The following is a 14710-nucleotide window of genomic DNA, read 5'->3' on the forward strand; positions in this document are numbered from 1 at the left end:
GCAGGCGGCACGCCCGGGTGCTCAGAGGCCAGGACCGGCCAGCGCGCGGCCGGCGGCGAGGATCGCCGCATCGGTGCCGAGTGCCGTCGTCACGCTGCCTGCCTTTTCATTATAGGGCGCTCCCGCGAATTTCGGGTCGCGCCACGGGCCGGTGGTGATGTTGATCCCCCGGAATACCAGTTCCCCGCCAACCCGCGACAAGTTCATGCCCCCCGATGACGCCCCCGATGCGTCGCAATCCGAGCGATAGAAGCTCGTCTTCTCCGTCGACACCGGCTTGCGCCGGATGCTGCAGGGCTGCACCACCGGCACGCCACGATCGACCTCGCGCTCCATGTCGGCCGGATGGGCCGTCACGACGATCAGCGCGTCGCCAGCTGCGACCGGCACGTCCGGCTTGACCGGAAAGGGCCGCGCATCGGCGATCGGCTCGGCCAGCCGCACCACCGCGAAATCATTGTTCGACCCCGGCTTGGGCCGCTTCGATCCGAAGCGCGCATTGGCGTCGTCGACCAGAAGGTCGATCATCACCGGGTCGGCCGCCTGGTTCTTGAAGAAACACTTCCAGCGCCGCTGGCCCGATGGCTCGAAGAAGACGTGAGCCGCCGTAAGGATCTGCCGGTTGTTCAGGAACAGCGCGCCCGAGGCGACGGACGGCGACGGCGACAGGCAGCCGACATAGCCCGAGACAGCCCTGATGCGATCGATTTCGGCCGGCGACAGCCCGAGGCCCGGGCCGATCGATGTCAGCGCCCCACGGTCATCGGCGCCGTCGATGACATTGATTCGCTGGAGGTCTCGCGGGGGCCCCTGCATGGGCGCCGCGAGCGGCATGGGTTCGAGGGCGAAAGCCGCGAGCGGCAGCAGCGAAAGGGAGATGGCGATGAATGTGCGCATGGGCCGACAATGGCACGGCGCATGCGCCGCGTCACCGCTGAAAGGCCAGAGATACGGGCTTTTCCCGGCCTCCGCCCCTGCGGCAACCACGGGATCGAAGCGCCCGCATTGCACTGCACGCGCGATCGCTGAATAATCGTCGCAGGTGATGAACTGGCCACTTGCGGAGCCCCGCTTTGCTGGCTCATCTGGTATATAGGGGGCAGTGAAATTCGGGGGATTGGGTGATGACGCTCCGAGAAGTCACGATCGGCTACTATTCGGACTTTCTGGTTTATCCGCTCGTCATGATCGGCCTTGCGGCGGTTCCCATCGCAACGCGCGAGCCGGCGAGCGCCTTGGCTTGGCTGGGGGCGGCGGTGGTCGGCCTCTGCCTGTGGACGCTGGTGGAGTATCTCGCCCACCGCTTCATCCTGCACAAGGTGCCCTATTTCCGCGGTTTGCACGACGCGCATCATGCGGCGCCCGGCGATCTCATCAGCACGCCGATCTGGATGAGCTTCCTCGTCCTGGTCGCCTCGTTCCTGGCGGCCTGGTGGCTGCTCGGCCTCGATCTCGGCAGCGGCGCCATTTTCGGCCTGACCGCTGGCTATCTCTATTATTCGTTCCTGCACCACATCCTGCATCATTGGCGGATCGTGCCCGGCAGCCCGTTCTACGGCCTGAAGCACAAGCACGCGCTGCACCATCATCGCCATGACGAGGGCAATTTCGGCGTGACGTCCCTGTTCTGGGACCACGTCTTCGGAACGGCGCTCGCAGCGCCCGGCAGGACCCGCGCGAAGGGCTGAGGCGGAAGGCCCCAGCCCATCGAGCCTGACCGCCTCAAGCCCGTCTGCGGCGGGATTTCGCGAAGGTGTCGAAGGCGACGGCCAGCACGATGATCACGCCGATGATGATCTGCTGGATGTAGGACGAGACGTTCATCAGGACGAGCCCGTTCAGCAGCACGCCGATCAGGAACGAGCCGATCACCGTGCCGAAGATCGAGCCGACGCCGCCGAAGAGCGACGTTCCGCCGATCACGACCGAGGCGATGACCGTCAGCTCATAGCCCGTGCCCGCGACAGCTTCGGCGGAGTTGAGCCGAGCGGAGAGCACGAAGGCGCCGAGCCCGGCAAAGAAACCCATGATCACATAGACGCTGCAGATGACGCGGTTGACGTTGAGGCCCGAGAGGCGCGCCGCCTCGGGATTGCCACCCACCGCATAGACCTGCCGCCCATAGCGCATGTAGCGCAGCGCGATATGGGCGAGCACGGCGGCGCCCAGGAAGATGATGACCGGGACCGGAACCGGCCCGATCTTGCCCTGTCCCCACCAGGTGAAATCGGGCTGGAAGCCCGAGATCGGCCCGCCGGCGGCAAAGAGCAGCGCAGCACCGCGAAACACCGACATGCCGCCCAGCGTGACGACGAAGGGTGGCACCTTCAGACGCGTGATGGCGAGGCCCTGCAGCAGGCCGCCAAGCACGCCGACCATGATGGCGGCGAGCGCGGCGAGTTCCCAGCCATAGCCGACGCCGCCCTCCCCGACCGTGAAGCGATCCTGCAGCCCGCCCTTGGCGACCGCCGCCGCGACCAGCCCGGCAAAGGCGAGCAGCGAGCCGACCGAAAGGTCGATGCCCGCAGTCAGGATCACGAAGGTCATGCCGATCGCCAGCAGGCCGGTGATCGAGACCTGGCGCATGACGTTGAACAGGTTGATCGAGGAGAGGAAGCGCGGCTCCATCACCGCGAACACGGCCATCAGCACGATCAGAAAGATCAGCGGCGCGAACCGCGCGAGAAAGCCGAAGAGATCCACCCCCGCCTCGGCGCTGGAAGTCTCGCGTCTGACGTCCGTCATGTCAGTCCCTTTCGCCATTTTCTTGATTATCGGTCGCCTCGACCTCAGGCCGCCTTGGCGGCGGACCCGAGCGTCATCAGCGCCATGAGTTTTTCCTGCGTCGCGCCCTCGCGCGGCATCTCGCCCGTCACGCGCCCCTCGCGCATGGTGACGATGCGGTCGGCGACGGAGAGCACTTCCGGCAGTTCGGAGGAAATCGCGATCACGGCGATGCCGGAGCGCGCCATTTCGAACAGCAGATTGTGCACCTCGACCTTCGCGCCGACATCGATGCCGCGCGTCGGCTCGTCGACGATCAGGACCTTCGGCCGGAGAGCCAGCCAGCGCGCGAGCACGACCTTCTGCTGGTTGCCGCCGGAGAGATTGCCGACCGCCTGGTCGGCGCTCGCCATGCGGATGTTGAGCAGCTTGCGATATTCCTCGACCATGCCACGCTCCTTGCGCTCATCGACGAAGAGCCCGAAGCGGTTGATCAGGTCGAGCGCGGCAACCGACATGTTGGTGCGGATCGCCTGGGTCAGGAACAGCGCCTGCAGCTTGCGATCTTCCGGCACGAGGCCGATGCCGTGGCGGATCGCATCGCGCGGGGTGCGGATCGTGACCGGCTCGCCGTCGACGATCACGCGGCCCGAATCGAAGCCGTCGGCGCCGAAGATCGCGCGGGCCGTCTCCGTGCGGCCGGCGCCGACGAGGCCGGCAATGCCGAGGATCTCGCCGCGCCGGACATGCAGGGATACATCGCGCAGCTCGGTCGCGTGCGGGTCCTGCGCGGTGCGCAACCGCGTCAACCCTTCCACCGCGAGCGCCACCGGTCCCGGCTCGCCGGCCTCGCGATGGCCATAGAGCGCATTGACCTCGCGGCCGACCATCAGGCGGATGATGCCGTCGATCGTGATCTCGGCCACGCGGCCGGCGCCGACATTGCGGCCGTCGCGCAGCACGGTGTAGCGATCGCAGATATCCATCACCTCCTCGAGGCGATGGGTGACGAAGATGATGGATAGTCCCTCGGCGCGCAGCTGGCGCACGATGCGGTAGAGCTTTTCCACTTCGGAAAGGCTGAGCGCCGAGGTCGGCTCGTCCATGACGATCAGCCGCGAATGCATGGAAAGGGCGCGGGCGATCTCGACCATTTGCTGCTCGGCGACCGAGAGATCGCGCACCAGCGTCATCGGGCTGCGCTCGAGGCCGATGCGGCGGATCAGGGCATGCGTCTCCGCCGCCATCTTCGACCAGTCGACGAACGGTCCCCGGCCGGGCTCGCGGCCGATGAACACGTTCTCCGCGATCGACATGTCGGGCGCGAGCGTGAATTCCTGGTAGATGGTGACGATGCCGAGCGCCTGTGCGGCGTGGGGATTGGCGAGCGTCACATCGCGGCCGTCGAAGGTGATCGTGCCGCTATCGGGCGATTGCGCGCCCGCGAGGATCTTCAGAAGCGTGGACTTGCCCGCGCCGTTCTCGCCCAGCAAGGCATGGATTTCGCCGGGGGCAACCTCGAGGTCGACGCCGTCGAGCGCCCGGACACCGGGAAAGCTCTTGGCGATGCCGCGCATGGCGAGCAGCGGCGGGACGGCGTGTTCGGCAGTCATGGACATCACTCTTCAGGCGCAGGGCTGCGCCGCTGACAAATCCGGATCGTGAACAGACAGCATGCCGGACGGCGGGAAGCGCGCTTCTCGCCGTCCGAATTGCCGCATCAGCCTTTCGGCTTACTTCACTTCGCCGAGACGCTCGGCGATGTTCAGATTGTCCTTGGTGATCGCGACCGGCGTCAGCAGGGTCACGGCCTCGGCAGGCTTGGTCTTGTCCTTGATGAAGGCCACGAGCGTATCGACGCCCATCGCGCTCTGCTTGCCGGGGAACTGCTCGATCGTCGCCGTCAGGCCGCCATCGCGAACCTGGGCCAGCGCTTCCGGCAGGGCGTCGAAGCCGATGATGGCGATGCCCTGCAGATTGCGGGCCTTCACCGCCTCCATCGCGCCGAGCGCCATGTCGTCATTGGCCGCAACGATGACCTTGGGCGGCTCGGCGAGACCGGCAAGTGCCGCCTCGGTCACGGACAGGCCCTTGGCGCGATCGAAGCCAGCGGTCTGCTCGAAGACGATCTTGTACTTGTCGGCCGCCTTGTCGAGCACGTTGTGCAGGCCCTTGTTGCGGTCGATCGCCGGCGAGGCGCCCGACTGGCCCTGCAGGTTCACGATGGTCGCGCCATCGGGATAGAGCTTCATGATCAGTTCGGCCTGAGCCTCGCCGCCCTTGACGTTGTCGGCGCCGATATGGGCGAGAATGCCCTCAACCTGCGAGACGCGGCGATCGACGGTCACGACCGGAATGCCGGCCTCCACCGCCTGCGCCAGCGCCGGCGCCATGGCGTCGACTTCGTTCGGGCTGATGACGATGCCCTGCACGCCGCGCGTGATCGCCGCTTCGATATCGGCGGTCTGCTTCGGCGACGATACCTGGCCGTCGCTCTCGATGACTTCGACGCCCTGCTTCGCCGCTTCGGCCTTGAAGGCGTTCATCATGTGAACGAAGAACGGGAAGGTCAGGCCTGGAACGGAGGCCAGGATGGTGACCTTTTCCTGCGCGACGGCCGGGGCCGACATCGACGTCGCAGCCGCAAGCGCAATGGCGCCGGCAGCAAGGATGGACCTTGCAGTATTCAACATTGGCGTTCTCTCCCTCATGCCCTCTTTAACGGGGCTAAAAGGGAGCATGACGCAGGACGCCGTCGCGTTCAATTGGAATTCAATCGATTTGGGTGAATCCTGGAACCGGCGGCGAGGCGGCCGTCAGTCCGCGCTGGCGGGCCCGCCCTTCGCGGTGCCGCCCCGCTGCAACCGCACGGCGACCGCCCAGCAGATCATCGCCCAGGCCGCGCCGACGCACCAGCCGGCCAGCACGTCGGTCGGGAAATGTACGCCGAGGAACACCCGGCTGATCCCGATCAGGACGGTCATGAACACGGCGAGGCCGATGAAATAGACCTTGAGCACGCGCCGCCGTTCCGAGCGCGCCAGCAGCGCCCCCAGCGTCAGATAGGTCACGGCCGAGAGCATGGCGTGGCCACTTGGAAAGCTCAGCGTCTGCACATTGACGAGATGGGGCACGATATCGGGCCGGGGCCGCTCGAACCCGATCTTGAGCAGCGAACTCAGGATCGTGCCGCCGACGACCGCGATCGCCACGAGCCCGGCCGCGCCGCGGTGCCCGGCGACGACGAGATAGATCAGCACCGCCAGCGTCACGATGGTCAGCACGGTCGTGCCGCCGAGGCTGGTGATGTCGAGCATGGCCAGTTCGAGCCATGCGGGCCCGATGGTCTGCGTCAGATTGCCGGGAACGCGGAAGGCGAGCAGGATCGCGGCGTCGAAATGGCCGGTCTCCCCTTCCGCGATCTCGCCGGCGATCTGGATGAACGCGAACAGCGCGCCCGAGGCGAGGCAAAGCAGCGCCAGCGGATAGAATTCCGTGCGGATGAACGCGGGAAGGCGTGTGCGCACGCCGTCCCAGTAATGTGTCGTCCGCCGGAGCATTGTCGCGCCTCGCCCTTGACCTAGCGCGGCGCCCCTATGGCTGTGCCGCGACCGTGACGGTCGCCTTGCGCTCCAGCTTGCCCCAACCGACAAACGGGCCACGCACGGCGTTGATGACCGATTTCACGACGACATAATACATCAGCTGCCGATAGCCAAAGCGCTGCAGCACCAGCCACCACAACAACCGCCAGCGCTCCGTGCGCTCCAGCGCCATGGCCAGCACGCAGGCGCTGATATCGACCAGCATGAACAGCGCGAAGAACATGCCCGTCAGCATCAGATTGGTCGGGTCGAACTGGTCGCCGTGCTGGAGATAGTCGATGAAGGTGCGCACGATCTGCCAGAAGAACATCAGATCGACCAGCGGCGAGAACAGCGACAGCGCGATCTGGAACAGCCAGACCTGCGGCAGCGCGACCATGCCGAGCACGCCATAGCGCGGGCGGAAGGTGACGCGGCGATGCTTCCAGAGGCATTGCAGCGTGCCATAGGCCCAGCGGAAGCGCTGCTTGGCGAGACCGCGCAGCGTATCCGGCGCCTCGGTCCAGGCGATCGCCTCGCTCTCGAACATCACCTTGTAGCCGGCCGCCTGCACGCCGATCGTGAGGTCCTGGTCCTCGGCGAGCGTATCGGTCGGGAAGCCGCCCAGCCGGTCGAGCGCGGCGCGGCGCCAGGCACCGACGGCACCGGGCACCACCGTGATGCAGCCGAGCGCGGCGAGCGCGCGGCGTTCCAGGTTCTGCGCGACGATATATTCGAGCGCCTGCAGATAGGTGACCGTGTTGATGCGGTTGCCCACCTTGGCATTGCCCGCCACGGCGCCCATTTGCGGATCGGCGAACCAGCGCACCAGCTTCGGGATCGTATCGGGCTGGAACTGCGTATCCGCATCGAGCGCCACGACGATGGCGCCCCTGGCGCGCGCCAGCCCGTGATTGAGCGCCGCCGCCTTGCCGCCATTGGCAATGGTGAGCAGCGTCACGCGGGGCTCGTCCTTGTAGGCCTCGCGCACCACGGCCGACGTCGCATCGGTCGAGCCGTCATCAATGACGATGATCTCGATATTGCGATAATCATTGGTGAGCAGGCGGCCGATCGAGGCGCGGATCACCGGCTCCTCATTATGGGCCGGGATCAGCACCGAGACGAGCTCGGGCTCGGACGGGAGCACGGGCACGATACGGCGCTTCTCGCGCCGGCGGTTGATCAGCGCGAGGCTGCAGAGCATCACCAGCCGCGCGACGCCGAGCCAGATCGCCGCCATGAACATAAAGTTCAGCGCCTTGCCGATCCAGGCGAGCGCCATGAAGACCGGCCCATCGACCATCTTGGCGATCGAGCCGGCCGGCACGGGCGGCATGGCCTGGTCGCGCGTCAATCCGGCGAGTTCGGAGACGGTCACGAACTGGTAGCCCTCGGCGCGCAGCGTCTCGATGATCCGCGGCAGGGCGAGCACGGTCTGCTCGCGGTCGCCGCCGGCATCGTGCAGCAGCACGATATTGCCATGCATGTCGGGGTCCTTGCTGTTGACCCCGTCGACGACGCGCTGGACGATCGTGTCGGCCGGCGGCTTCTGCCAGTCATCCGGGTCGACATGCAGGCCGACGGCCGTGTAGCCCATGGATTGCGCCAACTCGACCGGGCCGATTTCATCGCGCGTGGTCGGTTCAGCATCGCCGAAATAAGGCGGGCGGATCAGCCGCATCGACCGGCCGGTCAAGGCCTCGAACAGGCGCTGCGTCGCGTTGATCTCGAGCCGCGCGACGCTCGCCGGCAACTGGGCCATGTTGGGATGCGTATAGGTGTGATTGCCGACATCATGGCCCTCATCGACCATGCGGCGCACGAGATCGGGCGAGCTCGACGCGTTGCCGCCGATGATGAAGAACGTCGCGGGAACGTTGTTGGCCTTCAGGATGTCGAGGATCTGCGGCGTCCAGACCGGATCGGGCCCGTCATCGAAGGTGAGCGCGATCTTGCCGGGCATGTCGCCGAGCCGCTGGATCACATAGGGCGTCGGCGTCGAGAGATAGGTCTGGTCGTCGATATCGCCCGTGTCGGGATCGATCTCGATCGAGCGTGCGCCCTCGGTCGGGCTCTTGGCGATGCGCAGGATTTCGCCCTTGCCCTCGATGTCGATGTCCTGGCCGACGGAGATCGTCTTGAGCCCTTCCGGCGCCGGCGCGCCGTAGGGCCGGCCCATCACCGACCAGATCGACGGGTCTTCCGAGCCGAGACGCCAGAGCGCATAGCCGGCCGGCTTGTAGTCGTCGGCGGCGTGGATCTGGTTGAAGGCGGTGACGCCGTCGAGGAACCAGACATTGTGGGTCTTGCCGTCATCCTCGACATAGGAGAAATGCGGGTTTTCGGTATCGGGGTCGAAATCGATCGACGCTTCGGAATCCTGCGCCGCGAGCACCGCCTCCTGGAAGGTCAGGTCCTCGGCCATTTTGCCCTTGGTCCAGTCATAGCCGTAATTGCCGATCGCCACGATGGTGTGGTTCGAATCGAGCGTGGCCATGCGCTTGTCGAGCGTCTGCTCGAACCAGCTCTGCCCGGCGATGCTGCCGGGCGCCCCCTCCTCCCAATGCTCGTCATAGGCCATCAGGATCAGGTAATCGACGATCGACGCATAGGCGTCATAGTCCCAGTCGGCGTCGTCGAACGGCACGGCAAGCGCGATCGCCCAGCCATGCGGCTTGAAGGCGGCGGCGAGCTCGCGCAGGAAGGTCTTCAGATCGGCCTGGGCGGCATGCGGCACGGTCTCGAAATCGACCGTGAGGCCCTGCAGCTTGTTTGCGGCGATGAAGCCGACGAGCCCGTCGATCCGCGCGGCGCGCATCGCAGGATCGGCCAGCATGCGGGCGAGCCCGGCGCCGTCCCATTTGCCATCGGCGGCGTTCTGGATCATCGGCAGGATCGGCGTGCCGGGTTTTTCGGTGTTGATGAGCGTCAGCGCCTTGTCGTCGAGCGACGTCGTCATCGCCATGTCCGGGCCCTGCAGGTTGAGCCAGCCGGGAATGACCCAGTCGAGATGCGGCAGCGCCTGCTTCAGCGAGGGATAGCTGTTGTCGTCCCAGTTCACATAGAAGCCGATCGACAGCGCGCGCCCGTCCGGCGCGGTCAGGGGCGCCGCGCGGCCGTCACTGGTCGTTGTATTGGTCGCCTTGTGCTGCGCTCGCGCCAGCGCGCGTTCCTTGCTGTGCAGGTCGTCGGCAAGCTTGTCGGCGGAGGCCTGCAGCGCGTTCGCCGGCTGGCCGGGCAAGGCATGAAGGCCGGATCGCGCCGGCGCGATGATGTTCGCTCCGGGATGGAAGATCACCAGCGTGGTGACCAGCGCGGCGCCGGCCAGCGTGCTCGCCACGGCGCCGGCCCAGCCGAGCCACGACAAATGCGTGGCGCGCCGACCCGTCGGGTCGAAGAAAACAGGTGTATCGCTCATGATCTCGCCCAAAGCCCCCGCGACAAGGTCGCGACTGCATCCGCCGATCTCAGCCCACCGGGCGAGTCTCGGGATCGCCATCATGGATGACAGTCAATCCAAGGCGGATTTGCGGCCAAGAAGATGACAAACACGCAACGTTTGGGGGATGGAATGGCGGGCGCGATATAGCCACGAGCCAAGTCAGTTTGGTGGCCGAAGCCGCATCAAACCGACAGAATTCTCAAGGGAGGAATTTGGTGGGTGCACTAGGGATCGAACCTAGGACAAGCTGATTAAGAGTCAGCTGCTCTACCAACTGAGCTATGCACCCGCCGCGCAGCGGCGCGTTGGCCGTGCGGAACGAGGGGGTGTGTAGCAAAGGCCGCCGGGCATGTCCAGCACGTTTCAGCAGCCTGTGGATATCTCTGAATCCGAGGCGGCGCCTCAGGCCGCATCCGTCATCCCCACGTCATCTGGCGCCGTTCTATTCGCCCTGCCATCAGCAATGCGAACGACAAACACGCTCAAGGACCAGGGAACCCATGTTCAAGCCGATCTTGCGCAGCGCGCTTGCCGCGTCTCTTCTCGCCGGAACCGCCCTTGCCTCTCAGGCAGCCGAGAACTTCAACCGCATCTCGACTTTCCACGTGGTCGATAACCTGCCCGCCGGGGCCGATGCATCGAAGAAGACGGTCGCGGAAATCATCACCGCCACGCCCGACGGCAAAACGCTCGTCTATACGGACAGCCCCGGCGAGCGAATCGGACTGATCGACATCACCGATCCGAAGGCGCCAAAGGCGGCCGGAACGGTGGCGCTGGGCGGCGAGCCGACCTCGACCGTCGTGATCGGCGGCTATGCGCTGGTCGGCGTTGTCACCTCGAAGTCGAAATCCGAGCCCTCGGGCCATCTCTCCATCGTCGACCTCGCCACCAAGACGGTGAAGGCCACCTGCGATCTCGCCGGCCAGCCCGATTCGCTGGCGAAGAGCCCGGACGGCAAGTTCCTCGCCATCGCGATCGAAAACGAGCGCGACGAGGAGATCAATGATGGCGCGATCCCGCAGCTTCCCGGCGGCAATCTGACGAGCTTCGCCGTCGCGGCCGACGGCACGGTCGATTGCGCCAGCAAGAATGTCATCGACGTCTCCGGCCTCGCCGCGATCGCGCCGGAAGACCCGGAGCCGGAATTCGTCGACATCAACGACCAGAACCAGGTCGTGCTGACGCTGCAGGAAAATAACGAGATCGTCATCGCCGATCTGGCGACCGGCAAGGTGGTGAAGCACTTCTCCGCCGGCACGGTCGATCTCGCCGGCATCGACACCAAGAAGGACGGCGTCATCGACCTCTCCGGCAAGATGGAGGGCGTCGCCCGCGAGCCGGACGGCGTGCAGTGGATCGATTCGAACCGCTTCTTCACCGCCAATGAGGGCGACTGGAAGGGCGGCAGCCGCGGCTTCACCATCTTCACGAGGGATGGTGCGGTCGACTATGACAGCGGCACGGCGTTCGAATACGAAACCATTCGCCTCGGCCACTATCCGGAAAAGCGCAACAAGAAGGGCAACGAGCCGGAAGGCGCCGAGGTCGCGACCTTCGGCGCGGACAAGCTCATCTTCGTCGGCTCCGAGCGCGCCTCGCTGATCGGCGTCTACAAGGACGAGGGCGCCGGAAAGGCCCCGACCTTCCTGCAGGCGCTGCCGGGCGGCATCGGGCCGGAAGGGCTGCTGGCCATTCCCGCGCGCAACCTCTTCGTCACCGCGTCTGAAAACGACCTGCGCGAGGACGGGCTGATCGGCTCCGTCGTCACGATCTATGAGCGCTCCGACGCGCCGGCCGCCTATCCGACGATCGTCTCGGCCGACAAGGACGGCAAGCCGATCGGCTGGGCGGCGCTTTCGGGCACTGTCGGCGACGCAAAGGAAGCCGGCAAGCTCTACGCCGTCATCGACAGCGCGCAATCGATCGGCCGCATCCTGACCATCGACGCCAATCAGACGCCCGCGCTCATCACCGACGCGCTGACGGTCACCAAGGATGGCAAGCCGGCGGAAAACCTCGATCTCGAGGGCATTGCGCTGGCAAGCGATGGCGGCTTCTGGCTCGCCTCGGAAGGCAATCCCGAGCGCGAGAAGAACAAGACGCAATCGACGCTGGTCCGCGTCGACGCCAAGGGCGCGATCCTCGAGGAGATCGCCCTCCCCGAGACGCTCGCCGCGCAGGCGACCCGCTTCGGCTTCGAGGGTGTCACGGTGACCGGCTCGGGCGCCGACGAGACGGTCTGGCTCGCCGTGCAGCGCGAATGGAAGGACGATCCGAAGGGCTTCACCAAGCTCCTCGCCTATAAGCCCGCTTCGAAGGAATGGGCGGCCGTGCTCTATCCGCTCGACAAGGCGGAAAAGGGCTGGGTCGGCCTTTCCGAGATCACGGCGGTTCCCGGCGGCCTCGTCGTGATCGAGCGCGACAACCAGGTCGGTCGCGACGCGGCCATCAAGAAGCTGACCTTCGTCTCGCTCGACGGCGTGAAGCCCGCCCCGCTCGGCGGCGAACTGCCCAAGGTCGAGAAGAAGGACCTGGCCGACCTGCTGCCGGCGCTCGCCGCGCCGCATGGCTATGTGCTGGACAAGGTGGAGAGCTTCGCGATCGACGCGGCCGGCAATGCCTTCGTGATCACGGACAATGACGGCGTCGACGGCCATTCCGGCGAGACGCAGTTCATCCGTCTGGGCAAGGTCGCTTTGCCGATGTGAGGCGCTCACGCGCGAACCCGCCCCATAGGGGCGAGTTCAAGAAAGAAAGAGCACCTCGGCTCGAGAGACTCGGTCTCGAAGCCCGCACCGCCCGAATCCCCTCCCCCTTGTGGGGAGGGTTAGGGAGGGGGTACAGGCTCGGTGTCGCCGGACGCGGCTCCTGGCCTCTCCGGCTCTCCGGTGAATCCGAACTCGTCCCCGGCGCTCCCCCCTCCTAGCCTCCCCCACAAGGGGGGAGGGACAAGAAAGGGGGCGAACGAGGACCGCCCCATTCAGGTCGCGCAATTCAAACGCCCAATGTGAAAACGGCCGCGTCGATGACGCGGCCGTTTTCATTCCAAAGCGCGAAAGCTCGCTTAAGCGCTGACGGCCTGGGCGTGCTGGCGCTGGCGCTTGATCATGATCTTGTTCACCGCCGAGATATAGGCCTTGGCGGAGGCGACCATCGTGTCGGGATCGGCACCGCGGCCGGTGACCGACTTACCGTCTTCCTCGAGGCGGACCGAGACCTCGGCCTGCGCGTCGGTGCCCTCGGTCACGGCGTGGACCTGGTAGAGCGACATCTTCGCCTCGTGCGGCACGATCGCCTTGATCGCGTTGAAGGTCGCGTCGACCGGGCCGTTGCCCGTCACTTCCTTGGTCACATGCGTGCCGTCGACATCGAGGCTGATGATCGCCTTGGCCGGGCCGCCCGTGCCGGCGATGACCGTCAGCGCCAGAACGCGGATGCGCTCATTGGCGGTCGCGACCTCGTCGCCGACCAGCGCCTCGATATCCTCGTCATAGACGTGCTTCTTGCGGTCGGCCAGATCCTTGAAGCGCTTGAAGGCGTCTTCCAGCGCGTTGTCGCCCAGTTCGAAGCCCAATTCCTTCAGCTTCTCGCGGAAGGCATGGCGGCCCGAATGCTTGCCCATGACCAGCGAGGTCGCCTTCACGCCGACGCTCTCGGGCGTCATGATCTCGTAGGTCTCGGCGTTCTTCAGCATGCCGTCCTGATGGATGCCGCTTTCATGGCTGAAGGCGTTCCGGCCGACGATCGCCTTGTTGTACTGCACCGGGAAGGCGGAGACGGCCGAGACCAGCTTCGAGGCGCGGGTCAGCATCGGCGTCTCGACATCGGTGCGGTAGGGGTAGAAATCGCCGCGCGTGCGGATCGCCATCACGACTTCTTCCAGCGCGGCGTTGCCGGCGCGCTCGCCGAGCCCGTTGATCGTGCACTCGATCTGCCGCGCGCCACCGGCGACGCCGGCCAGCGAATTGGCGACGGCGAGGCCCAGATCGTCATGGCAATGGGTCGAGAAGATCGCCTTGTCGGAATTCGGCACCGCCTCGACGATGCGGCGGAACATCGCCGCATACTCCTCCGGCACGGCATAGCCGACCGTATCGGGCAGGTTGATGGTCGTGGCGCCGGCCTTGATCGCCGCGTCGACGCAGCGGATCAGATAGTCGATCGGCGTGCGGGTCGCGTCCATCGCCGACCATTCGACGTCATCGACCAGATTGCGCGCCTGCGCGACAGTGGCCGAGATAATGTCGAGCACCTGCTCCTCGGTCTTCTTCATCTGGTGGGCCAGATGGATCGGCGAGGTCGAGACAAAGGTGTGGATGCGCGGGCGCTTGGCGACGCGGACCGCCTCGGCGGCGCGGGTGATGTCGCCCGGAATGGCGCGGGCGAGACCGGCAATGGTGACGTCGCCGGCGCGGCGCGCGATCTCCTGCACAGCCTCGAAATCGCCCTGGCTGGCGATCGGGAAGCCGGCCTCGATCACGTCGACGCCCATGTCCTCGAGCAATTCGGCGACTTCCAGCTTCTCCTCATAGGTCATCGAGGCGCCGGGGCACTGCTCGCCATCGCGCAAGGTCGTGTCGAAGATGACGATCTTGTCCTTGGACGAAGCGGCGGAAGAGGTCGTTGTCATGATCTGGTCTTTCTTCTCGGGCAGCCGGCTCTCGAGCATCGGGCCGCGGAGCAATGTTTCCGTCTTGCTGGTCGGCTCATCCCCTGAATGCCCGGTCGCGTGCGACCAGCCGGCGCTCAGGGGCAGCTAAGAAGAAGGAGGCTGTCGAGGGAGGCGAGCGCAGGCGCACGACCACGCCCGCAGGACTGATGTCCCGCCGCAGGCATGATCGAGGAAACCCAAGCGCTCATGATGGCTCCGCTGGATCATGACGACCATGATCCGAACGCCGGCAATCCGGCTCCGCTCTTCTAGCAATCCCGCGCGTGGAAATGCAAGCCCCGG

9 protein-coding genes and 1 tRNA gene are annotated in these 14710 nt (G+C 65.9%); 2 read left to right on the plus strand and 8 right to left on the minus strand.

Features of this window, described 5'->3' with window-relative positions; genetic code table 11:
• Positions 1 to 21: 21 nt before the first annotated feature.
• The gene (locus QO014_RS20300) at positions 22 to 897 is read right to left on the minus strand and encodes a S1 family peptidase (RefSeq protein WP_266350579.1); all 876 of its coding nucleotides are present in this window, start codon (positions 895 to 897) and stop codon (positions 22 to 24) included.
• A 227-nt stretch (positions 898 to 1124) separates the two neighbouring features.
• Between QO014_RS20300 and QO014_RS20305 the strand changes: the two genes are divergently transcribed.
• Positions 1125 to 1688 carry a sterol desaturase family protein gene (locus QO014_RS20305; RefSeq protein WP_266350580.1) on the plus strand — a complete coding sequence of 188 codons (564 nt, stop codon included), beginning with the start codon at positions 1125 to 1127 and terminating at the stop codon, positions 1686 to 1688.
• A gap of 34 nt (positions 1689 to 1722) precedes the next feature.
• Here the strand turns inward: QO014_RS20305 and QO014_RS20310 are convergent, their stop codons facing one another.
• The 6 genes from QO014_RS20310 to QO014_RS20335 all read right to left on the minus strand — a co-directional run bounded on the left by QO014_RS20310 (position 1723) and on the right by QO014_RS20335 (position 10042).
• A complete protein-coding gene (locus tag QO014_RS20310; protein ID WP_266350581.1) occupies positions 1723 to 2745 on the minus strand; it encodes an ABC transporter permease in 1023 nt (340 codons plus the stop codon).
• Between the two features lie 44 nt (positions 2746 to 2789).
• A complete protein-coding gene (locus QO014_RS20315; RefSeq protein ID WP_266350582.1) occupies positions 2790 to 4337 on the minus strand; it encodes a sugar ABC transporter ATP-binding protein in 1548 nt (515 codons plus the stop codon).
• Positions 4338 to 4457: 120 nt separating this feature from the next.
• Entirely contained in the window at positions 4458 to 5417 is a 960-nt protein-coding gene (locus QO014_RS20320; protein WP_266350583.1) for a substrate-binding domain-containing protein, read from the minus strand.
• Between the two features lie 123 nt (positions 5418 to 5540).
• On the minus strand, positions 5541 to 6284 hold the full coding sequence (locus tag QO014_RS20325; protein ID WP_266350584.1) for a phosphatase PAP2 family protein: 744 nt from the start codon (positions 6282 to 6284) through the stop codon (positions 5541 to 5543).
• A gap of 34 nt (positions 6285 to 6318) precedes the next feature.
• Positions 6319 to 9729: a trifunctional glycoside hydrolase family 18/polysaccharide deacetylase/glycosyltransferase family 2 protein gene (locus tag QO014_RS20330; RefSeq protein ID WP_266350585.1), complete on the minus strand. Its 3411-nt coding sequence runs from the start codon at positions 9727 to 9729 to the stop codon at positions 6319 to 6321.
• Positions 9730 to 9966: 237 nt separating this feature from the next.
• Positions 9967 to 10042 (minus strand) — tRNA-Lys (locus QO014_RS20335).
• Positions 10043 to 10253: 211 nt separating this feature from the next.
• On the opposite strand from QO014_RS20335, the gene QO014_RS20340 reads away from it, so the two are divergent.
• A complete protein-coding gene (locus QO014_RS20340; protein ID WP_266350586.1) occupies positions 10254 to 12464 on the plus strand; it encodes an esterase-like activity of phytase family protein in 2211 nt (736 codons plus the stop codon).
• Between the two features lie 356 nt (positions 12465 to 12820).
• On the opposite strand, the gene QO014_RS20345 is transcribed toward QO014_RS20340, so the two are convergent.
• Complete coding sequence (locus tag QO014_RS20345) at positions 12821 to 14386, minus strand: 2-isopropylmalate synthase (RefSeq protein WP_266350587.1); 1566 nt, start codon at positions 14384 to 14386, stop codon at positions 12821 to 12823.
• Positions 14387 to 14710: the final 324 nt, after the last annotated feature.

The sequence above is a fragment of the Kaistia dalseonensis genome (genome assembly GCF_030814715.1).
Taxonomy (GTDB): domain Bacteria; phylum Pseudomonadota; class Alphaproteobacteria; order Rhizobiales; family Kaistiaceae; genus Kaistia; species Kaistia dalseonensis.